At 42.5% G+C, this 20,460-nt stretch carries 20 protein-coding genes, 1 rRNA gene and 1 pseudogene; 5 read left to right on the top strand and 17 right to left on the bottom strand.

Translation table 11 applies throughout. The features are described from left to right. Positions 1-152 precede the first annotated feature (152 nt). Positions 153-1,701 (bottom strand): 16S ribosomal RNA (locus tag NSQ70_RS04380). Between the two features lie 273 nt (positions 1,702-1,974). Next, positions 1,975-2,853 carry a nucleotidyltransferase-like protein gene (locus tag NSQ70_RS04375; protein WP_025206981.1) on the bottom strand — a complete coding sequence of 293 codons (879 nt, stop codon included), beginning with the start codon at positions 2,851-2,853 and terminating at the stop codon, positions 1,975-1,977. A 189-nt stretch (positions 2,854-3,042) separates the two neighbouring features. Here NSQ70_RS04375 and NSQ70_RS04370 point away from each other — a divergent pair, with 189 nt between their 5' ends. Further along, complete coding sequence (locus NSQ70_RS04370) at positions 3,043-3,390, top strand: YgzB family protein (protein ID WP_007496750.1); 348 nt, start codon at positions 3,043-3,045, stop codon at positions 3,388-3,390. A 35-nt stretch (positions 3,391-3,425) separates the two neighbouring features. Here the strand turns inward: NSQ70_RS04370 and perR are convergent, their stop codons facing one another. Together perR and bcp are read right to left on the bottom strand one after the other, a co-directional pair. Continuing rightward, positions 3,426-3,863: a peroxide-responsive transcriptional repressor PerR gene (gene perR / locus NSQ70_RS04365; protein WP_003217782.1), complete on the bottom strand. Its 438-nt coding sequence runs from the start codon at positions 3,861-3,863 to the stop codon at positions 3,426-3,428. A 159-nt stretch (positions 3,864-4,022) separates the two neighbouring features. Then, entirely contained in the window at positions 4,023-4,490 is a 468-nt protein-coding gene (gene bcp, locus NSQ70_RS04360; RefSeq protein ID WP_007496746.1) for a thioredoxin-dependent thiol peroxidase, read from the bottom strand. Positions 4,491-4,619: 129 nt separating this feature from the next. On the opposite strand from bcp, the gene NSQ70_RS04355 reads away from it, so the two are divergent. Then, positions 4,620-5,915, top strand: coding sequence for a glutamate-1-semialdehyde 2,1-aminomutase (locus NSQ70_RS04355; RefSeq protein ID WP_008341922.1), 1,296 nt, complete (start codon positions 4,620-4,622; stop codon positions 5,913-5,915). Positions 5,916-6,162: 247 nt separating this feature from the next. Then, on the top strand, positions 6,163-7,236 hold the full coding sequence (locus NSQ70_RS04350; protein ID WP_024718258.1) for an aromatic acid exporter family protein: 1,074 nt from the start codon (positions 6,163-6,165) through the stop codon (positions 7,234-7,236). A gap of 227 nt (positions 7,237-7,463) precedes the next feature. Here NSQ70_RS04350 and NSQ70_RS04345 read toward each other — a convergent pair whose 3' ends face one another. From NSQ70_RS04345 to fabL, 10 genes and pseudogenes are all read right to left on the bottom strand, one after another. After that, positions 7,464-8,360 (bottom strand): ABC transporter permease, encoded by an 897-nt coding sequence (locus tag NSQ70_RS04345; RefSeq protein WP_007496739.1) that lies wholly within the window; start codon positions 8,358-8,360, stop codon positions 7,464-7,466. A gap of 18 nt (positions 8,361-8,378) precedes the next feature. Next, a complete protein-coding gene (locus NSQ70_RS04340; protein ID WP_007496737.1) occupies positions 8,379-9,380 on the bottom strand; it encodes an ABC transporter permease in 1,002 nt (333 codons plus the stop codon). A gap of 61 nt (positions 9,381-9,441) precedes the next feature. Further along, positions 9,442-11,028, bottom strand: coding sequence for an ABC transporter substrate-binding protein (locus NSQ70_RS04335; RefSeq protein ID WP_017358851.1), 1,587 nt, complete (start codon positions 11,026-11,028; stop codon positions 9,442-9,444). Beyond that, a complete protein-coding gene (locus NSQ70_RS04330; RefSeq protein WP_268373693.1) occupies positions 11,003-11,980 on the bottom strand; it encodes an ABC transporter ATP-binding protein in 978 nt (325 codons plus the stop codon). The genes NSQ70_RS04335 and NSQ70_RS04330 overlap by 26 nt, the downstream gene beginning before the upstream one ends. Continuing rightward, a complete protein-coding gene (locus NSQ70_RS04325; protein WP_019743186.1) occupies positions 11,949-12,971 on the bottom strand; it encodes an ABC transporter ATP-binding protein in 1,023 nt (340 codons plus the stop codon). The genes NSQ70_RS04330 and NSQ70_RS04325 overlap by 32 nt, the downstream gene beginning before the upstream one ends. A gap of 112 nt (positions 12,972-13,083) precedes the next feature. Further along, positions 13,084-14,826, bottom strand: a complete 1,743-nt coding sequence (locus tag NSQ70_RS04320) for an ABC transporter ATP-binding protein (RefSeq protein ID WP_282900890.1) — start codon at positions 14,824-14,826, stop codon at positions 13,084-13,086. 95 nt (positions 14,827-14,921) lie between these two features. Then, entirely contained in the window at positions 14,922-15,452 is a 531-nt protein-coding gene (locus tag NSQ70_RS04315; RefSeq protein ID WP_008341956.1) for a DUF402 domain-containing protein, read from the bottom strand. A 147-nt stretch (positions 15,453-15,599) separates the two neighbouring features. After that, positions 15,600-15,860: a YgaB family protein gene (locus NSQ70_RS04310; protein WP_045034510.1), complete on the bottom strand. Its 261-nt coding sequence runs from the start codon at positions 15,858-15,860 to the stop codon at positions 15,600-15,602. Positions 15,861-16,034: 174 nt separating this feature from the next. Beyond that, a pseudogene (locus NSQ70_RS04305) lies at positions 16,035-16,184 on the bottom strand (gamma-type small acid-soluble spore protein); the annotation flags it as partial. A gap of 75 nt (positions 16,185-16,259) precedes the next feature. Next, the gene (gene fabL / locus NSQ70_RS04300) at positions 16,260-17,012 is read right to left on the bottom strand and encodes an enoyl-[acyl-carrier-protein] reductase FabL (RefSeq protein ID WP_007496726.1); all 753 of its coding nucleotides are present in this window, start codon (positions 17,010-17,012) and stop codon (positions 16,260-16,262) included. Positions 17,013-17,093: 81 nt separating this feature from the next. Here fabL and NSQ70_RS04295 point away from each other — a divergent pair, with 81 nt between their 5' ends. Further along, on the top strand, positions 17,094-17,318 hold the full coding sequence (locus NSQ70_RS04295; RefSeq protein ID WP_008341962.1) for a hypothetical protein: 225 nt from the start codon (positions 17,094-17,096) through the stop codon (positions 17,316-17,318). On the opposite strand, the gene mutY is transcribed toward NSQ70_RS04295, so the two are convergent. Further along, positions 17,305-18,405: an A/G-specific adenine glycosylase gene (gene mutY, locus NSQ70_RS04290; protein ID WP_326110968.1), complete on the bottom strand. Its 1,101-nt coding sequence runs from the start codon at positions 18,403-18,405 to the stop codon at positions 17,305-17,307. The genes NSQ70_RS04295 and mutY overlap by 14 nt on opposite strands. Before the next feature lie 191 nt (positions 18,406-18,596). Between mutY and NSQ70_RS04285 the strand changes: the two genes are divergently transcribed. After that, a complete protein-coding gene (locus NSQ70_RS04285; protein ID WP_342502483.1) occupies positions 18,597-19,577 on the top strand; it encodes a metal-dependent hydrolase in 981 nt (326 codons plus the stop codon). Positions 19,578-19,595: 18 nt separating this feature from the next. On the opposite strand, the gene rsoA is transcribed toward NSQ70_RS04285, so the two are convergent. Further along, on the bottom strand, positions 19,596-19,817 hold the full coding sequence (gene rsoA, locus NSQ70_RS04280; RefSeq protein ID WP_038475040.1) for a sigma-O factor regulator RsoA: 222 nt from the start codon (positions 19,815-19,817) through the stop codon (positions 19,596-19,598). Further along, on the bottom strand, positions 19,765-20,367 hold the full coding sequence (locus NSQ70_RS04275) for a sigma-70 family RNA polymerase sigma factor (protein WP_335364432.1): 603 nt from the start codon (positions 20,365-20,367) through the stop codon (positions 19,765-19,767). Before NSQ70_RS04275 ends, rsoA begins: the two co-directional genes overlap by 53 nt. Positions 20,368-20,460 lie beyond the last annotated feature (93 nt).

Genomic DNA, 20,460 nt, shown 5'->3' with positions numbered 1-20,460 from the left:
TGATGAACTTTGCATTGCATTCAATGTGAATGTATTACTTATTGTTATCTAGTTTTCAAAGAACAATCCTGTCTCGCTAGAGACATGTTTGAAGGAATGATCCTTCAAAACTAAACAAGACGAAAAACGTACGCTGCTCCATATATCCTTAGAAAGGAGGTGATCCAGCCGCACCTTCCGATACGGCTACCTTGTTACGACTTCACCCCAATCATCTGCCCCACCTTCGGCGGCTGGCTCCATAAAGGTTACCTCACCGACTTCGGGTGTTGCAAACTCTCGTGGTGTGACGGGCGGTGTGTACAAGGCCCGGGAACGTATTCACCGCGGCATGCTGATCCGCGATTACTAGCGATTCCAGCTTCACGCAGTCGAGTTGCAGACTGCGATCCGAACTGAGAACAGATTTGTGGGATTGGCTAAACCTTGCGGTCTCGCAGCCCTTTGTTCTGTCCATTGTAGCACGTGTGTAGCCCAGGTCATAAGGGGCATGATGATTTGACGTCATCCCCACCTTCCTCCGGTTTGTCACCGGCAGTCACCTTAGAGTGCCCAACTAAATGCTGGCAACTAAGATCAAGGGTTGCGCTCGTTGCGGGACTTAACCCAACATCTCACGACACGAGCTGACGACAACCATGCACCACCTGTCACTCTGTCCCCGAAGGGAAAGCCCTATCTCTAGGGTTGTCAGAGGATGTCAAGACCTGGTAAGGTTCTTCGCGTTGCTTCGAATTAAACCACATGCTCCACCGCTTGTGCGGGCCCCCGTCAATTCCTTTGAGTTTCAGTCTTGCGACCGTACTCCCCAGGCGGAGTGCTTAATGCGTTAGCTGCAGCACTAAGGGGCGGAAACCCCCTAACACTTAGCACTCATCGTTTACGGCGTGGACTACCAGGGTATCTAATCCTGTTCGCTCCCCACGCTTTCGCTCCTCAGCGTCAGTTACAGACCAGAGAGTCGCCTTCGCCACTGGTGTTCCTCCACATCTCTACGCATTTCACCGCTACACGTGGAATTCCACTCTCCTCTTCTGCACTCAAGTTTCCCAGTTTCCAATGACCCTCCCCGGTTGAGCCGGGGGCTTTCACATCAGACTTAAGAAACCGCCTGCGAGCCCTTTACGCCCAATAATTCCGGACAACGCTTGCCACCTACGTATTACCGCGGCTGCTGGCACGTAGTTAGCCGTGGCTTTCTGGTTAGGTACCGTCAAGGTGCAAGCAGTTACTCTTGCACTTGTTCTTCCCTAACAACAGAGCTTTACGATCCGAAAACCTTCATCACTCACGCGGCGTTGCTCCGTCAGACTTTCGTCCATTGCGGAAGATTCCCTACTGCTGCCTCCCGTAGGAGTCTGGGCCGTGTCTCAGTCCCAGTGTGGCCGATCACCCTCTCAGGTCGGCTACGCATCGTCGCCTTGGTGAGCCGTTACCTCACCAACTAGCTAATGCGCCGCGGGTCCATCTGTAAGTGACAGCCGAAACCGTCTTTCATCCTTGAACCATGCGGTTCAAGGAACTATCCGGTATTAGCTCCGGTTTCCCGGAGTTATCCCAGTCTTACAGGCAGGTTACCCACGTGTTACTCACCCGTCCGCCGCTAACATCCGGGAGCAAGCTCCCTTCTGTCCGCTCGACTTGCATGTATTAGGCACGCCGCCAGCGTTCGTCCTGAGCCAGGATCAAACTCTCCGAAAAAGTACAAAACCGAAGTTTTGTTTTTCGTCAGCGTTTGACTGACTACCTATGATGTATCATAGGATTTTTTTATAAAAACTCGAATTAACAGGTACGTTTTGTCTTGTTTAGTTTTCAAAGATCATCTTCGTTATCGCTCAGAAGCGACTTTCTTAATATAACATTTGAGCGCCGTGTGCGTCAAGTGTTTTTCTGAATTTCTTTTTGTGCGCTTTTCTTTCAAAGCAACTCGGTTGCTCATTAGCGACGTTTAATAATATACCATCATAATATTCATACGTCAATATCTTTTTTAACAAAATATCCTCGATGATAGATTTTTTGCCCCTTCGTCTCAATTGGCTCTACTAGCACAATTCCTTTTTCCACAAAGAAATCAATCATCACACTAAGATCAGGCGTGAAATGTTTGAGATCAGGATGCGCAAGAAGCTCGCCAAACAGCCAAATATCCTGCTGTTCCATGACATGACGCAAATGAGCCGCACCAATTTCTGCTTTTGAATGAATCAAGAAATCATTCGCTAGGAATAAAAGTTCTAACCGCTTATGAAGACTTTCATGGCTTTCAATCAACTCTGAATAAAGTTTATATACTTCCGGTTCCATATGACGTACTTGGTTCCAAACGGTCACTTCTGGGTGGAAGCCTTTATCAATCACTTCAATACGCGCCAGATGATGCAGGGCATGCACAATGGAATTATATGCATCGAGGAATTGATTTGATTCAAAAAATGCTTTTCCTTCTATATATCTGCGAATGAGCTTGCCATATTCTAAACCAATTTTGAGCTTACGGTTAGAAAACGGGAATGTACTCAGTTCATCAATCAAGTTGAAAATATATTCATTTCGATCAAACAGGACTTTTCCGTTTAAAATCCAATCAATAATCCGCCTGTTGGTACCTAAGGTAATCCATTCCTTCAGCTGATCATCTGTGACAACATTTAAAGAAGCTGTCTGGTGATCGGATTCATAGTGCTTAATAAATAAAGGTTCTTCCGCATCCTTTACGATGACTAGAAGCGCTGCATCAAAGTTATCCGTCTCAGAAGATACTTTATGCCTTCTTTCTACTATAATCACAGCTAATGTATCTGGATGACTTGCTCTCTCTTGATAAATAGGACGGAGAAGATTTTCCATAGTGATTCCTCCAATACTCGGGTGTAAGGTTCTTCTCTAATGCTATGTATTTCTCCTCATAGAATCAAAATTCCTTCAATACATGAAAAAAGATCGTTGAATCATTATAAGCAATTTATTCACAAAACTCTATAACTAATTCAAACAGAAAGGTAAAATGTGCTATATTGGAGATAAGGGGGACTAGGGATGGCGAAATACTCCAGTAAGATTAATAAAATCAGAACATTTGCACTTAGTTTGGTTTTTGTTGGTTTTTTGATCATGTATATCGGTGTGTTCTTCAAGGAATCGGTCTGGCTGTCGACCTTCTTTATGCTACTCGGCGTGTTATCGATTGGATTGAGTACAGCCGTTTACTTTTGGATCGGTATGCTTTCTACGAAGGCAGTCCGTGTCGTATGTCCAGGCTGTGAGAAGGAAACAAAAGTGCTTGGGCGGGTGGACATGTGCATGCATTGCAGAGAGCCACTTACACTCGATCCAGCATTAGAAGGCAAAGAGTTTGATGAATCCTACAATCGAAAAAAGTCATAAAAATAAGCTGACCATTCAACTGGTCAGCTTTCTCATTAATGATTTTCTTTTTTTGCACATTCTTGACAAGTGCCATAGATCTCCAAGCGATGATGACTTACTGTAAAGCCTGTCACATGGGATGCAAGCTGTTCTACTTCATCAAGGCCAGGATAGTGAAAGTCAACGATCTTTCCGCAGTTTTCACAAATCGCATGGTAATGGTCAGATGTCGCAAAATCAAATCGGCTTGAGGAATCCCCATACGTTAATTCTTTTACTAATCCAGATTCCCGGAAGACTCGTAAATTGTTGTAAACCGTTGCTACACTCATATTAGGAAATTTCCCTTCAAGTGCCTTATATATATCGTCCGCGGTTGGGTGTGTCATAGAATTTACGAGAAACTCCAAGATGGCATGGCGCTGCGGAGTAATTCGAACACCGGTTTCTTTTAGAGCGTCTAAAGCATCTTTTAGTTCGTGAGCAGCCATTTCATCATGCACCTCTCTTTTCAAAAATATTCTTATATTATAATCTTTATAAATAGTGTACCCCCAGAGCCGAAACTTTGTCAATTACAATCCTCTTTTTTACCTATTCTTCTATACAAAAAAGACCGGCACGACTGCCGATCTCATCTCGTCAACATATTAAGCGTGAGCTTTCAGTTCCTCAAGCGCTTCTTCCACATGATCTTTCACCTTTACTTTACGCCACTCTTTCACAAGCTTTCCTTCTTTATTAATAAGAAACGTTGAGCGTTCAATTCCCATGTATTCCTTACCAAAGTTCTTTTTCAGCTTCCATACACCGAAAGCTTCAGACAATTTTTGTTCGTCATCTACAAGAAGCAGGAAAGGTAAGTCATGTTTTTCTTTAAACTTTTGGTGCTTGTCTTGACCGTCTGGGCTTACGCCGATGATGACAGCATCTAATTCGGCAAAACTTTGATGGCGGTCACGGAAATCACAAGCTTCCGTTGTACACCCTGGCGTCATATCTTTTGGATAAAAATAAAGGACAATGTGTTTCCCTTTAAAATCAGAGAGCTTTACTTTCTCTCCATTATCACCAAGTAATTCAATATCAGGTACTTGCTGCCCCACTTCGATTGTCATGATACAATCCCTCCAACCTATTTTTTCATTAGCCTATCCAATTTCGAGAAGATATTCAACTAAGGACGCTTGCATCGGCATGTTAAAATAATGATAGACGACGTGATACGTTGAGATAGGAGGCTATTTATGAAATTCACCGAATCAGAAAAATTACATCAAGAGGCGCTGGAGCATATTGTTGGAGGGGTTAACAGCCCATCTCGTTCATATAAAGCAGTTGGCGGCGGGTCACCTGTTGCAATGGAAAAAGGAGAAGGCGCTTATTTTTGGGATGTTGACGGAAACCGTTATATCGACTATTTAGCGGCATACGGTCCAATTATTACGGGACATGCTCATCCTCATATTACAAAAGCCATCACGAAAGCAGCCGAGACGGGTGTCCTTTACGGAACACCAACGAAGCATGAAGTCACTTTTGCTAAGATGCTGAAGGAAGCGATGCCTGCTTTGGATAAAGTTCGTTTTGTCAATTCAGGTACAGAAGCTGTGATGACAACAATCCGTGTCGCTCGCGCTTATACAGGCAGAACAAAGATCATTAAGTTTGCCGGATGTTACCACGGCCATTCTGATCTTGTGCTAGTTGCGGCCGGCTCTGGACCTTCCACTTTAGGAACACCAGATTCAGCGGGCGTGCCTAAAAGTATTGCCAATGAAGTCATTACCGTTCCATTCAACGATATAGACAGCTACAAAGAAGCATTAGACCGCTGGGGTGATGAAGTAGCAGCTGTTCTTGTTGAGCCAATTGTCGGGAACTTTGGCATCGTAGAGCCTAAAGACGGTTTCCTGCAGCAGGTTAATGACCTGACTCATGAAAAAGGGGCTCTAGTCATCTATGATGAAGTCATTACAGCTTTCCGCTTTATGTATGGTGGTGCACAGGACTTGCTTCAAGTAAAACCTGACCTCACTGCATTAGGTAAAATTATCGGCGGCGGTCTTCCAATCGGCGCTTACGGCGGCAAAAAAGAAATTATGGAGCAAGTCGCCCCGCTTGGACCAGCCTACCAAGCTGGTACGATGGCAGGTAATCCCGCCTCTATCCTTTCTGGTATTGCATGCTTGGAAGTGTTAAAAGAAGACGGGGTCTACGAACGTCTTGATCAGCTCGGGGCAATGTTAGAAGAGGGAATTTTAGCCCACGCAAAAAAACATCAAGTAGATATTACAGTGAATCGTTTAAAAGGTGCTCTCACCATTTATTTTACAAAGGAAACGATTGTGAACTACGAGCAGGCTGAAAATACGGATGGTGAAATGTTCGCCCGTTTCTTTAAATTCATGCTCGCACAAGGTATTAACCTCGCGCCTTCTAAATATGAAGCATGGTTCTTAACCATTGCACATACTGAAAATGATATTTCTGAAACGCTCAAAGCAGTAGATCATGCGTTTGAACAACTGAAACAATCATAATGAGGAGAAAAACAGACGTAAATTCATGCGTCTGTTTTTTTATTTACCAGCTCTTGATTGTCAAAAGCGAGTGAATCTGTTACATTTTTTCTCAATACCTTCTTTTGATGTTTTCATGAACTTTCAAAAATCACTTGAATATTTCGGAAGACCGCTGTATATTACTTAGTTGTTTCATCAAAATATTTATGATATATGACAAGTGGTCATCTATTATCGAAAAGAAAGGAATGCAGGGACAAAACCAATGAAACTTGGAGCCCGTATTTTAAAAACCGGTATTGCCATTGTACTCGCGCTTTACCTGGCAACATGGCTTGGGTTGCCGACACCCGTCTTCGCGGGAATTGCAGCTGTATTTGCTATCCAGCCATCTATTTATCGATCATTTTTAACGATTGTTGATCAAGTGCAAGCCAATATTATTGGAGCAGCACTTGCCATTACGTTCGGTCTGCTTTTTGGCACAGGACCAGTCATCATCGGCTTAACTGCCGTCATGGTCATTGCGATTAATTTAAAGCTGAAGATTGAACACACGATTCCGATTGCACTCGTAACCGTCATCGCGATTTTAGAAAGTGCAGGGGATCATTTCCTTTCCTTTGCCTTAATTCGAACAGCAACTGTGGTGTTAGGCGTACTTTCTTCATTTTTAGTGAATTTGATTTTCCTGCCGCCAAAGTATGAAACAAAGCTTGTTCATCACATTATGGAAAATACGGAGGAGATTTTAAAATGGATCCGTCTGAGCTCCAGACAGTCTACTGATCATTCCACTTTAAAGGATGACATCGATCAAATAAAAGAACGTATGATCAAATTAGATCACATTTACTTGTTATACAAAGAAGAACGAAGCTATTTAAAGAAAACAACTTATGTCAAATCTAGAAAGCTTGTTTTATTCAGACAGGCAATCATGACGTCTAATCGAGCACTGTACTTGCTGAAAAAGCTTCATAAGTTAGAAAATGAAATTCATTTGATGCCAGAGCATTTCAGAGAGAGCTTAACAGATGAGATTGATTATTTGCTTTATTGGCATGAACGTACCTTGATGAAGTTTGTTGGAAAAATGAAACCGCAGGACGATGACTTCCAAAATGAATGCTCTCTTCGTCTTGAAACATTAACGAAATCATTTATTCAGCACCAGCAAAATCAAGAAAACGACTTGCTGGATTACAATATGCTGAATGTGATGTCGAGTATTATTGAATACCGTGATGAATTGGAGCATCTAGATACTTTGATTACAAGCTTCCAAACGTATCACCCAAAAGATAGTGAGATTGAGACAGAAGAAAAAGAAGCTTAAATAGAAAAGCCCGATTCTAAGAATCGGGCTTACATTTTTGACAAAGGGCTAAAATGATCTTTATTTTAGCCCTTTGTCTTCTTTTCAGCGTAGTTGAAAACCCTTGAAATCAAGGAAGGACGAGTACCGGAGCGGAGCGAATCTGACATTCGTGAGCACCGGCACGCAGGACTAACAACGAATGCGAGGGTTTGTCTACACACTGTGACCAATTCTTAGAATCGGTCTTATTTTATTTTCTTCATTTTAGGATCAAGGGTGTCTCTTAATCCATCTCCCATCAAGTTAAAGCCAAGAACCGTCAGCATGATCGCAATCCCCGGGAAAAATAAAGTCCATGGCGCTTGTACGAGATAAGGTCTCGCATCTGCAAGCATTTTCCCCCACTCTGGACTTGGCGCTTGTGCACCTAATCCTAAAAATCCTAAAGCCGCCGCTTCAATAATGGCAGTACCAATCGCAAGCGTCGCTTGAACGATGACCGGCACCATACTATTTGGCAGAATGTGACGAAGAACGATGCGGCGGTGTGACATCCCGACTGCCTTTGCTGCTAAAACATATTCTTCTTGCTTAATGCTCAGCACCTTTGAACGAACCAGCCGGCCAAATGTGGGGACGTTAATAATCGCTATGGCAATAAGGGCATTTTGTAAAGAAGGTCCTAAGATGGAAACGATCGCAATCGCTAATAGAATGCTAGGAAAAGCGAGTAAAATATCAAATAGTCTTGAGATGACAGCATCCAATAATCTACCGCCGTAACCTGCCATCAATCCAAGCAATGTCCCTAAAATAACCGACCCGAGAACGGAGAAGAAACCCACCCATAATGAAATTCGAGCTCCATGCACCACTCTAGAAAATATGTCTCTCCCGAAATCATCCGTACCAAACCAATGCGCAGCTGAAGGGGCACTAAATCGTTCGCCTAGTGACTGCTCGTTGATTCCATAAGGAGCAATGAGCGGTGCAAAGATTGCTAGGATCAGAAATAAAAAGACAATCACAGTGCCAATGACCGCCAGCTTGTGCTGAAAGAACAGTTTCATCGATTCAAGAATCAGTGATTGAGAGCGTTCTTCCTTTTGTTTAGGTGCTTGAAGCTCTTTTTGCGCTTCCATGTCGTCACTCTCCCTTCTCTAGTATTTAATCCTCGGATCAATGACTGCATACAAGATATCCACAATGAAATTGATCAGCACAAATATGAGCGCAACAACAAGAATGCCAGTTTGAATAACAGGATAATCACGATAGCTAATTGCATCGTAAATATACCGCCCAATTCCCGGCCAAGCAAAGATCGTTTCTGTTAAAATGGCTCCGCCTAGCAAGAGACCTGTTTGAAGACCAATAATCGTTAAAATCGGAATGAGCGCATTTTTCAGCCCATGCTGATAAATGATGAAAAATGAACGTACCCCTTTTGCTTTTGCTGTTCGAATAAAATCTGAATGAAGAACTTCCAACATACTTGCCCTCGTAATCCTTGCAATAATCGCAGCAGGAATCGTTGCGAGAGCGGTACTTGGTAAAATTAAATGCTTGATGCTGTCAAAGAATTGATCAAATCGTCCCTGCAAAAGCGTGTCCAGCGTATGGATATAAGTGATCGACTCTACCGGATTTCTGACGTTTTCTCGTCCTGTAGTCGGCAAAATACCTAATTCAATCGAGAATAGCCACTGTCCCATTAAGCCTAACCAGAAAATCGGCATGGACACCCCAATGAGCGCAATAAACATGGCCACATAATCAAAGAAAGAATGTTTAAACCACGCACTAATGATTCCGGCATTCACACCGACAATAATCGCCAGCAACATAGCGAAGAAAGTCAATTCTAATGTAGCGAATAAGTAAGGCTTCATTTCCTGGGCAATAGCCGCTCCTGTTCGTATGGAAGTCCCTAGATCACCTTTTAAGAGCCCCAGCATGTAGTGACCATATTGTACGTACCACGGCTGGTCTAAACCAAGCTGAATCGTCAATTGCTCTACTGCTTCTTTCGTTGCCCGCTGTCCTAAGATGACCTGCGCCGGATTTCCAGGGATAAACCGAATAATAGAAAATACAACTAAGGTCATTCCGATCAGTACTGGAATGAGCATTCCTGCTCGCTTCATACAATAAGCAAACAAACAGCTTTCACCGCCTTTTCATTGTTTGGATAAGGGAGATCGAACGATCTCCCTTATTTGCTTATTCGAAATATACGTCAGTCAATGCTTCGGAACCAGTCGGATGCGGCTGGTAGCCTTTTAAATCTTTAGATGCGGCAAGCATTGGAATTGAATGGACTAATGGAATCCAAGGTGCTTCATCATGAATGATTTCTTGAGCTTCTTGATATAATTCATTTCGCTTCTTTTGATCCGTATCGGTCTGCGCTTCAATGAGGATGTCATGCATTTTATCGTTTTGGAAGAATGTATAGTTGTTACCGCCAATACTGTCTTTATCTAATAATGTATAGATGAAATTATCAGGATCGCCATTGTCCCCTGTCCATCCTAATAAGAACACATCTGCTTCGCCTTTACTTGCTTTATCTAAATAAGTCGCCCAATCATATGTGACGATTTCGGCTTTGACACCAACTTTTTCAAAGTTTGACTGAATGACTTCAGCTACCTTCATCCCGTCTGGCATATATGGACGCGGCACAGGCATTGCCCAAAGCTTGATGCGAAAACCGTCAGGGAAGCCTGCCTCTTTCAATAGTTCTTTTGCTTTTTCCGGATCATATGGATATGGCTCAATCTCGTCATTGTAGCCTTCTAATGACGGAGGAAGTGGATTTTTTGCTGGTTCAGCAAGCCCTCCATAAAACGACTCGATGATTGATTCTTTATCAACTGCATAATTGAGTGCCTGACGAACCAACTTGTTATCAAGCGGCTTTCTAGTCACTGTCAGCCCGATATAACCTACGTTCATGGATGGTCTTTCAATCAGCTGGAGCGCTTTGTCTGTTTTAATGCCATCTAAATCGGACGGATTGACGCCATCCATTAAGTCGATTTCGCCTGTTTTAAGCGCATTTAAACGAGCAGAGTTTTCAGGAATAGAGCGGAAGATGATTTGTTTCAGTTTTGGTTTATCTTTTTGCCAGTAATCTTCGTTCTTTTCTAAGACAATACGGTCGTTTTGCTTCCATTCTTTAAACTTAAATGGTCCTGTGCCCACTGGGTTTTCTCTAAATGAATCACCGCTTTTTTCAACTGCTGCAGGACTAGCGATACCAAATGGTGACATGGCGATGTTTTTCAGAAATGTTGCTTGCGGGCGTTTGAGTTGAAATTCAATTTCATGCTCTCCTTTGACGATGATGTCTTTAATGACATGCCCTTTATCTTTTTTATAGCCGCCAAACATGCCGTAGTAAGGAAATTTTTCGGCATCTCCATTCATCCAGCGGTCAAAGTTGAATTTCACTGCTTCTGCATTAAAATCTGTGCCATCGTGAAATTTCACACCTTCTCTTAAGTAGAACGTGTACGATTTTCCGTCCTTCGCAACATCCCATTCTGTTGCGAGGCCCGGATGGATGGTCGTGTCTTTTTCACCGTAATTCAAAAGCTTTTCAAACATATTCTCTGTGACCTTGAAGGTTTCGCCTTCTGTTGTTGTAATCGGATCAAGTGACGTAGAGTCCCCTCCTCTGCCAAATACGAGAGTGTCTTTTGTGGCTTTTTCTTCTGATGTTGATGAAGATGAACAGCCACCTAAAAATAACGCAAGTGCCAGCACAAAAATGAAACTACTGAATAACCATGTCTTCTTCATTGTGTTCCTCCTTTTGATATAAATAGCACGCAGCTGCATGGCCTGTTTCCTCCTCATACAAAGGCGGAACAGCTTGCAAGCATTGCGCCCACCTTTTTGGACATCTTTTATAGAAAGGACAGCCATCTTCTGACACCAGGTTGGATTCTTCCGCTGACACATCCTGCGTTTCCAGCACGTGATCCATATGTGGAATGGATTTCAGAAGAAGCGATGTATAAGGATGAAGGGGCTTGTGAAATACGTCCTCCGCAGGACCCATTTCTACAATACGGCCAGCGTACATCACTGCAATTCGGTCGCTCATATACTTGACAACGCCTAGATCGTGAGAAATAAACAAGTACGTCAGAGAAAGCGTCTTTTGCAATTCGAGCATTAAATTCAATATTTGCGCTTGAACCGATACATCTAAAGCGGAAACTGGCTCATCGGCAATCACAAGACTTGGATGAGTAATCAGCGCCCTAGCAATTCCAATACGCTGCCTCTGACCGCCGCTGAATTGGTGCGCATAACGGTCTCCATAGGATGGGTCAAACCCAACAATGTGCAGCATCTCTTTTACACGCTTTTGTCTTTCTGCTTTTGTTCCATGTTTATGAACAATGAGTGGTTCTTCTAAAATGTCTCTGATTTTCATTCGTGGATTTAAGGAAGCGTATGGATCTTGGAAAATCATTTGAATGTCTTTTCTGAAGGAACGCATGTCTCGTTCTTTCAGAAGCGTCACTTCTTTTCCTTTCATTTGGATTGAGCCAGAAGTCGGTTCGATTAATCTCATTAAGCTTTTGCCAAGGGTTGATTTCCCGCAGCCAGATTCGCCCACAATGCCGAGCGTCTCCCCTTCTTTCACGTGAAAGGACACTTGATTTAAAGCCAAAGTCGTCTGTTTGTGTTTAGAAAAAAATGCCGATGTGTCATAACGCTTCGTCAGTTGATTCACTTGCAACAGTGGGTGATTCAGTGTCTTCTCCTCCTTCCATTAGAAAACATGCGACGCGGTGATTGTGTGAAATGGATTGTAAAGATGGGTCTTTTTCAAGACATTGCGTCATTTGATATGGACAGCGTGGTGCAAATTGACAGCCGGACCGAATAGCTCCTGGCTTAGGTACATGACCCGCAATAGACATGAGTTTTTCTTTTTTCTCTTTAAATGATGGAACAGAGGCGAAAAGACCTTTCGTGTAGGGATGGAGAGGTTTTTGGAAAATACGGTCAACGGTTCCTTCTTCTACGATTCGACCGGCATACATAATCATGACACGCTGGCATATTTGCCGCACGACGCCTAAATCATGAGTAATAAATAAAATAGCGGTGTCCATCTCTTCATTTAACTTTTTGAGCAAACGAAGAATTTGTGCTTGGATGGTGACATCAAGTGCAGTCGTTGGTTCATCTGCAATCATGAGCTTTGGGTGACACAGCATCGCCATCGCAATCATCACACGCTGACGCATGCCGCCCGATAGTTCATGTGGATATTTTTTGAGTAATGACGCTGCTTGTTTCAGGCCTACCGTTTGAAGCAAATCTACCGCCTTCACTTTTGCTTCTTTTTGGCTGATAGTCTGATGTGTGAAAAGGGCTTCTGTCATTTGCTTGCCGATGGTCATGAGTGGATTGAGAGAAGTCATGGGTTCCTGGAAAATCATTGAGATGTCATTCCCTCTGACCTCTCGCCATTGTTTCTCCGACAGTGACAGCAGGTTTTGACCTTCAAATTGTATGTGACCTGTTGTTTCTGTTTGGTGATTCAGCCCCATTAAAGACATCGATGTGATGCTTTTCCCGCAGCCAGATTCGCCCACAATACCTAAGGTTTCTCCTTTTTGAATAGAGAATGAGATGTCATGGACGATCGGCACTCTCTGCTTTTTTTGCTGAAAGGCAATGGACAGCTGTTTGACATCTAGCAATACTTCTTGTTCTTTCACATCTTCACCACCCCGTCATACTTTTTAAAATTGTATTGAGACAAGCTGGGAAATATGTCATGTTTTTGACAAGTATAAAAAAGCCTATCCGCTAGAATCGGATAGGCTTCTACTAATTTAATGTTTGAATGGTAAATAGATGGCGATAGTGGCTGTCTCGGTTCATTAATTCTTCATGTGTTCCTTTTTCCACAATCTCCCCTTGTTCCATGACCACAATGAGGTCCGCATGTGTAATCGTTGATAAACGGTGCGCAACAATAAAAGTTGTGCGATCTTTTGCCAGCTTTTGCATCGCTTCTTGAATGTAATGTTCACTTTCTAAATCAAGTGCAGACGTCGCCTCGTCTAAAATAAGCAGCGGTGGATTTTTAAGAAATACCCTCGCAATTGAAATTCGTTGTTTTTGACCGCCTGATAGCTTTACGCCACGTTCTCCTACCTTTGTGTCATATCCTTCGGGAAGAGACATGATGAACTCATGGGCATTAGCCGCTTTGGCCGCCGACACAATTTTCTCAAAGGATGCTTCCGGGTCTCCCACAGCAATATTTTCTTTAATGGTGTCACTGAATAAGAATGTATCTTGGAGCACCATCCCGACTTGATTCCGCAGGCTTCTTGCCTTGTACTCTTTAATATCAATGCCATCAATTTCGAGTGATCCGCTTGTGACATCATAAAATCTTGGAATTAAGCTGACGAGCGTCGACTTCCCTCCGCCGCTCATTCCTACAAGCGCAACGGTTTGACCTTTTTCTACTTTCAAGGAGATATTGTGTAAAATTTCTTCCTGTGTATGTTCGTAACGGAACGACACATCTTTAAATTCTACATCTCCTTTTAAGTGATTGGCTTCTTTTGCATTCGGCTTGTCTGTTACTTCATACGGTTCATCAATAAACTCAAAAATACGATCCATTGATGCTACTGACTGAGTTAAAGTCGTCGATGAGTTAATGAGACGACGAATCGGGTTGTACATCCGGTCAATGTAGCCGACAAAGGCAATCATTGTCCCAATTGAAAGCGACCCGTTAATGACGGTATAGCCAGCAAAAGCAATAATGAGCAACGGCGCAATGTCTGTGATCGTATTGACGACGGCGAAAGTTTTGGCATTCCAATTCGTATGATTGATCGCTTTGTTTAAGAAATTTTTATTTTCATCGTGAAAATTCTCTTGTTCGTATTCTTCAATCGCAAAGCTTCGAATGACAGGCATTCCTTGTACTCGCTCATGCAGGTGCCCTTGTACCTCAGCCAGTGCCTGCGACCGCTCTTTTGTCAGCTTGCGAAGCCGTCCGTAAAAATACTTCACTGCTAACGCATACAGCGGAAAAATAATGACAGACACAATGGTGAGTTTAAGATCCAGTGTACACATAATAGCTATCACAATCAGGACGGTCATCAAATCAAGCCAAATGTTCATAAGCCCTGTGATGACAAATTCCTTTGTTTGCTCCACATCGTTGATGACCCTTGAAATAATTTCCCCTGTTCTCGTGTTGGCGTAATAGCGAAGGCTTAGCTTTTGAATGTGCGAGAACAGCTTTTCCCGAATATCAAATAATACTTTACTGCCTGTCCACTGCGCATAGTATTGTCTGTAGTACTCAACAGGCGGTCTCATCACTAAAAATAATACAAGCATGATTCCCATAATAATAAAGAGAGTGGATGTTTTTTCTTCAGCCGATCCAGAGCCTTGAATCACATCATCAATGACATACTTTAAAAGCAGAGGCAATGTTAAGGGGATCGAGAACTTAATCATTCCGATCACCATTGTCAATGCAATCTGTTTTTTATACGGTGTTACAAAAGCCATGTAACGTTTTATGACCCCCATGTAAATCTCCTTCCCAATCTATCAGTGCCTCTTATCCGTACGCAATCAAAAACCTGTTGGCTTTGAAAAGCCAAACAGGTTTTAGCTGCTGTTACTTATTTTGTATAACGCAAAAAACGTTCATACCACATATCCACAAATTCTGGAGCAAACGGTCCCTTCCGCTGGTGAATCCAATGCAGTAATGTATTTAGATGCTCTCGTAAGATACTATCGATTTCTTTTGGATAATTCATCTGCCTCTTATGATCTGCATATTCATCCTCATCCAAAATATTATACGTCATGTCCGGAAAGACTTTGACATCTAAGTCGTAATCAATATACTTAATCGCCTCTTCATCTGTCGCAAAAGGAGAGCTGATGTTGCAGTAATAATACACCCCATCATCTCGAAGCATCCCAATGACATTAAACCATTGTTTTGCATGAAAATAGCAAATAGCCGGTTCTCTTGTCATCCATGTTCGGCCATCGGATTCAGTCACCATTGTTCGATCGTTTGCACCAATGATACACAATTCCGTTGCTTTCAGAATGGTGGTTTCATTCCAAATCCTGTGGATCAAGCCATTATGTTTATAGCTTTGAATTTGGATGGTTTCTCCTTCCTTGGGATAGCCCATATTTTCTCCCCTACTTTCTATAACAAACAAACCTAACAGTCCAAAGACCTAATTTCCCAACTAAACATGTCTCTATTATATTATACCGTTACATCATTAAAAAATGAAATGAAAAAGCCATTCAACCCAATTGAACGGCACACTCTTTTACATCACGGTTGAGCTCTTCTCCATTTGCTTATACGAATTGATGACTTGTTTAGTCTGTTTTGTAAATAGTGTTTGGACTTTTTGCAGTTCCTCTCGTTTCTGTTTGATTTGATCATGAAGCTTATGCCGCTCTTCCTTTTTTTCACCTTGCAGCAATCGTTTTTCTGTCTCTAAGTACAGATCAAGTTCTCCTTGTACATCGAGCAGCTGATCCATAAGCTGCATTTGTTCTTTGACAAGCTGGTCGAAATCAGACATCTAACTCCTCCCTTTCATTCGTATCGACTTTTTGTATCTATACCATTTCTTGAAAGAAGGAAGAAGTCCTTTGACTGTTTATGTAGAGGTTTTACAGGTTTTGTCGGATGGTGGGGAGAGGCAAAAAGAAAAGCACTTCATTCGTAGATGAAGTGCTTCCCTCTGTTTCAGTGATTAGCTGTTTTGTTGTTTGTTTTGCTCAGCTTTTTGGTTGTATTTTTTTACGTGCTGTGCGTCAGTCTCGCTAGCAAATTCAGTGCCATATTGACCGCCTTGTGCAGCAGCTTGGTTTTGTTTTTTCACTTGTTGTGCGTTTGTTTTGTTTTGTTGTTTATCCATCATTATCACCTCCACGCACATTAATTTGTGCAGAAGGTGTACATCTTATTCATGATTTTTTTAAACAAGCAAAGAACGTCCGCCATCGACGATAATCGTCTGTCCTCTAATCATATCTGCTTTGCCTGATACAAGGAATTCTACACTGTCGACCATGTCTTTAATTTCCACCATACGGCCTGCTGGTGTATTTTTCTTAGCATCTTCTAATAACTCTTCACGATTTGGGAAGTGCTTGAGTGCATCTGTATCGATGGCGCCGCCTGATACGGCATTTACGACGATATTTTTTTGTGACAGCTCAACGGATAGATAGCGTGTCAAAGCTTCTAGTGCTGCTTTAGATACACCGACCACCGTGTAGTTTTCAAGGTAGCGGATGGAGCCTAGTGAGCTAATGCTGACGATATGTCCGCCGCCGTTTTTCTCCATTAATTTGGCTGCTTCTTGTCCGCAGAATAACAAGGCTTTCGCATTGATATTCATGGTCCAGTCCCAATGATTTTCTTCAAGATCCATGATTGGGCGCTGAACGCCAGATGCCGCATTGTTCACAAATACGTCTAAACGGCCAAACGTTTCGTCAATTTGCTGGAACATGTCTTTGATTTTCTCTGGCTGACCAACGTTGGCTTTGACAACTAATGTTTTAACACCCATCGCTTCAATTTCTTCAGCTGTTTCAAGTGCTGCTTTTTTGCTTCTTGCATAGTTAATGACAATGTCATATCCTTTTTCAGCCAGGCGAAGGGCTACTTCTTTCCCGACACCTCTACTGCTGCCTGTAATTAGTGCACATTTACGCTTGTTCATTATGGTTCATCTCCTGATTTGAATAGTTTTCGTCCATTCGCTTCACACTAATAGGAAAGTTCCTACTAGGAGGTTACATTCATGTATGTCGGACGCGATTTAAGCCAGCTTGGCATGATGTCAAAGGATCAATGGAAAGATACTGAGCTTGCTTTTTTTCATCATGCTTTCCAACAAATTTTACCTTATTTAAACGAAGAAGGGCAATCTAAGTATCGAGAAATCATTTCTGAAATTGAAAACCGCGGGGGGCTGCACCGAAATGAAGCCGATTATACCCATGGTACAACGGTTAAATATGACTAGGCTGTTCAAGTGCCATCTTCCATATTTTTTGATGTGAGACTGGCAAAGCATATGCCTCAAATTCTTCTGTTGTGACTTTTTTCAGCATCGTGTCATCAGATACAGAGTTCACACGTCCAAAGAAAACAGAAATATTCCAGATGAGGTGGGTAAATACATGTTGAATGGTGCCTTCTAAATCACCAAGTTCTGCTTGTACACCCGCTTCCTCTTTTAAGAAATCAATCAGCTGCTCTTTTTCCGTTTTTCTTCCCTTCATTGTTTCCATGTTTGGGAACTCCCATAAATTCGCAAGCAGACCTGTACTTGGACGCTTATGAATATAGAGGTGGCCTGCATCATCAAATAACACCGCTGCTGCCATTGATTTCGCAGTCGGCTTTTTCTTTTTACTTTTCACCGGCAGCTCATGCTGAACGCCTTCCTCAAGTGCTGAGCAATGCATGTTTACAGGACAAATGAGGCATGCAGGAGAGGTTGGGGTGCAAATAAGTGCACCTAGCTCCATTAGCCCTTGATTGAATTCTGACGGCTTTTCCCGGGAAATGAGCTGATCAACCGCAAATTCGAAAATGTTTCTCGTTTTTGGTTTTGCAATATCATCCCATATGGACAAGATACGGGAAATGACCCTCATCACGTTGCCGTCTACCGCAGGGTATGGCTTGTTATAGGCTATACTCAGCACTGCGCCGCTCGTATACGGGCCTACACCTTTCAGTTTTGAAAATTGTTCTTTCGTATCAGGGACAACGCCCCCGTAGGATTCATAGACTTCTTTCACAGCTGCCTGTAAATTACGCACTCGTGAGTAGTAGCCAAGACCTTCCCATGCTTTCATGACCTTTTCTTCATCAGCTAAAGCAAGATCCTTCACCGTCGGGAATTGCTCCATAAACCGATTGAAGTACGGAATGACCGTATCCACTCTCGTTTGCTGGAGCATCACTTCTGATACCCAGACGCGGTATGGATCTTGATTTTCACGCCATGGAAGTGTACGTTGTTCTTTTTCATACCAATCGATTAAATCATGCTGAAAGCCCGCAATATCTTTGCGGTCCAGCTTTTCTTGAATGTCTTTCATATCTATACTCCTTCTCATTGGACCGAGGGCTAACGTTCTGAAAAGAACCTTATTTGTTGTATACTGTTTGTAGATACGTTAACATGTTACATTAAATCGGGATAAAGCAAAAGTGATTTTGCACATAGTCTTGATGAGAGACGTATACTTTGTATGATTGTTCCTAAGCATGACAACTAGGAGGTAATCAATTGGATACTGGTACTCATGTAGTAATGGGCATTTCTCTTGGGGGACTTGCGCTTTTAGATCCAGCCGTCAGCGCAGATCCACACATGGCACATGCCGTGATGATCGCGACCATCGCCGGCTCCCAAGCACCAGACATTGATACTGTGCTAAAACTAAAAAATAATGCAGTTTATATAAGAAATCACCGGGGATTTACTCATTCCATTCCGGCTGTACTGTTTTGGTCATTGCTAATTCCGGCTGTGATTTTCCCATTTGTGCCGGAGGCAAATTTACTTCACCTTTGGTTATGGACACTATTAGCCGTCGTGCTTCATGTGTTTGTCGATATATTCAATGCATACGGCACGCAGGCCATTCGTCCATTTTCAAAGAAATGGGTAGCGCTTGGGATCATTAACACGTTTGATCCATTTATCTTTTTTACACACCTTGTCGCCATTGTCGTTTGGGCGATTGGCGGTCATCCCGGCTATACGTTCATCTCGCTATATGCGGTGATTTTTTGTTATTATATCGTCAGGGTCATCATGCAGCTTCAGATTAAACGTCAGCTTCGTGCACGATTCGATGAGATTGAGGAAATAATCATTTCGCCTACAATGAAGTTTAGACAATGGCGTATTGCTGTGAAATGTAAATCCTCTTTCCATGTTGGACGCAGTATGAATGGTGAGATCATCATTTTAGACACCTTTAACCGTGTGCCGGTCCCTGATACTGAGATTATGAAAATTGCCAAACAGGATGAAAACATTTCAGCCTTTCTCTCCTTCTCCCCTGTCTACCGGTGGGAAGTAGATAAATACAAGGATCATTATGAAGTCCGGTTCATTGATTTGCGCTACCGCAGCAAAGGTCACTATCCTTTCGTCGCGATCTGCCATATCGACATGGACCACCAAATCAAAAATTCCTATACCGGCTGGATTTTCAGTGAAGAAAAACTGCAAAAAAAATTAAGACTCGGCTCTGTGTGAGCGAGTCTTTTTTTGTGCTTACATCTTCGTCATATATTCCACAATAAACTCCCAAAATCCAGGTCCCTCTTGGTAAATCAGCCAGTCTACTTTTTCAATCAGTTTGATATAGAGTTCTTGTTCGAGGTCTTCTCTTTCTTGATATGCCGTGTTTTGTAGTTTCTTTTTGATCATGGGTGTGAAGGTTTCAATGAGTTCTTCCATTTCTCCATTGGTCATTTTGTCTTCGTTCACGGACATCTCCCCCTGTTTCTTCTTTTAGTTTGTTGAGCGCTTTTTTGTGGATGTTTGAGATGTTTTGTCTTGATTCGCCCAGCCGGTCGGCTATTTCCTTCATCGTTTGGCCTTCGACATAAATATGGGTTAGAACCATTTTTTGTTTTTCTGTGAGCTGCTGATAGGCCTTGTACAATCTTGGGTCTTGCAGGTGCTCCCCTAAGTCTTGTTGGTTAAAGAGCACAGCTTCATACGTATCTGTTTGAACAGGGTCTTTCACTTCTTGCGTATCAGGATGATCGAGTATGAGCGGAAAACGATGCTGCTTTTTTTTCACTCGTTTGTCAAAGTCGACTGAAAAGATGCGGATCATTGTGGAAATATACTTGATGATGCGGATTTTTTGATAAAACTGCTTGAACTCGGAATCTAGTTTTTTCGCATTTTCCTCGTTTGGCTCTTCCATGACTTGCCGGAGCAGCTGCTGGTTTTTAGGATTGCTTAAAAATTGCTGAATGAGCGGGTGATCAATTATTTCCTTCCATTTTGCTTTCAATAACAGCCGATAATCCATGTGCATCCTCCCCTTTGTTCTCTCTACTTGCATTAAGTGGACAAAAGTTAAAAAAAGTAAACTTTGTGAAACGGGTCTAATGGTTCATTTTCT

The sequence above is a fragment of the Bacillus sp. FSL R5-0397 genome (assembly GCF_038593395.1).
Taxonomy (GTDB): Bacteria; Bacillota; Bacilli; order Bacillales; family Bacillaceae; genus Bacillus; species Bacillus altitudinis.
The sequence above is the reverse complement of the archived record's forward strand: the minus strand, read 5'-3'. Positions and strand labels throughout refer to the sequence as shown.

What these genes read in the sequence shown, in the direction of transcription:
- rsoA (WP_038475040.1), bottom strand. Translation starts at nt 19,817, where the DNA reads ATGTCCGTGAACGAAGACAAAATGACCAATGGAGAAATGGAAGAACTC.
- NSQ70_RS04335 (WP_017358851.1), bottom strand. Translation starts at nt 11,028, where the DNA reads ATGAAGAAGACATGGTTATTCAGTAGTTTCATTTTTGTGCTGGCACTT.
- mutY (WP_326110968.1), bottom strand. Translation starts at nt 18,405, where the DNA reads ATGAAAGACATTCAAGAAAAGCTGGACCGCAAAGATATTGCGGGCTTT.
- bcp (WP_007496746.1), bottom strand. Translation starts at nt 4,490, where the DNA reads ATGACAATCGAAGTGGGGCAGCAAGTACCTGATATTGAATTACTTGGT.
- NSQ70_RS04350 (WP_024718258.1), top strand. Translation starts at nt 6,163, where the DNA reads ATGAAACTTGGAGCCCGTATTTTAAAAACCGGTATTGCCATTGTACTC.
- NSQ70_RS04295 (WP_008341962.1), top strand. Translation starts at nt 17,094, where the DNA reads ATGTATGTCGGACGCGATTTAAGCCAGCTTGGCATGATGTCAAAGGAT.
- fabL (WP_007496726.1), bottom strand. Translation starts at nt 17,012, where the DNA reads ATGAACAAGCGTAAATGTGCACTAATTACAGGCAGCAGTAGAGGTGTC.
- NSQ70_RS04345 (WP_007496739.1), bottom strand. Translation starts at nt 8,360, where the DNA reads ATGGAAGCGCAAAAAGAGCTTCAAGCACCTAAACAAAAGGAAGAACGC.
- NSQ70_RS04375 (WP_025206981.1), bottom strand. Translation starts at nt 2,853, where the DNA reads ATGGAAAATCTTCTCCGTCCTATTTATCAAGAGAGAGCAAGTCATCCA.
- NSQ70_RS04370 (WP_007496750.1), top strand. Translation starts at nt 3,043, where the DNA reads ATGGCGAAATACTCCAGTAAGATTAATAAAATCAGAACATTTGCACTT.
- NSQ70_RS04315 (WP_008341956.1), bottom strand. Translation starts at nt 15,452, where the DNA reads ATGGGCTATCCCAAGGAAGGAGAAACCATCCAAATTCAAAGCTATAAA.
- NSQ70_RS04355 (WP_008341922.1), top strand. Translation starts at nt 4,620, where the DNA reads ATGAAATTCACCGAATCAGAAAAATTACATCAAGAGGCGCTGGAGCAT.
- NSQ70_RS04275 (WP_335364432.1), bottom strand. Translation starts at nt 20,367, where the DNA reads ATGGATTATCGGCTGTTATTGAAAGCAAAATGGAAGGAAATAATTGAT.
- perR (WP_003217782.1), bottom strand. Translation starts at nt 3,863, where the DNA reads ATGGCTGCTCACGAACTAAAAGATGCTTTAGACGCTCTAAAAGAAACC.
- NSQ70_RS04310 (WP_045034510.1), bottom strand. Translation starts at nt 15,860, where the DNA reads ATGTCTGATTTCGACCAGCTTGTCAAAGAACAAATGCAGCTTATGGAT.
- NSQ70_RS04320 (WP_282900890.1), bottom strand. Translation starts at nt 14,826, where the DNA reads ATGGGGGTCATAAAACGTTACATGGCTTTTGTAACACCGTATAAAAAA.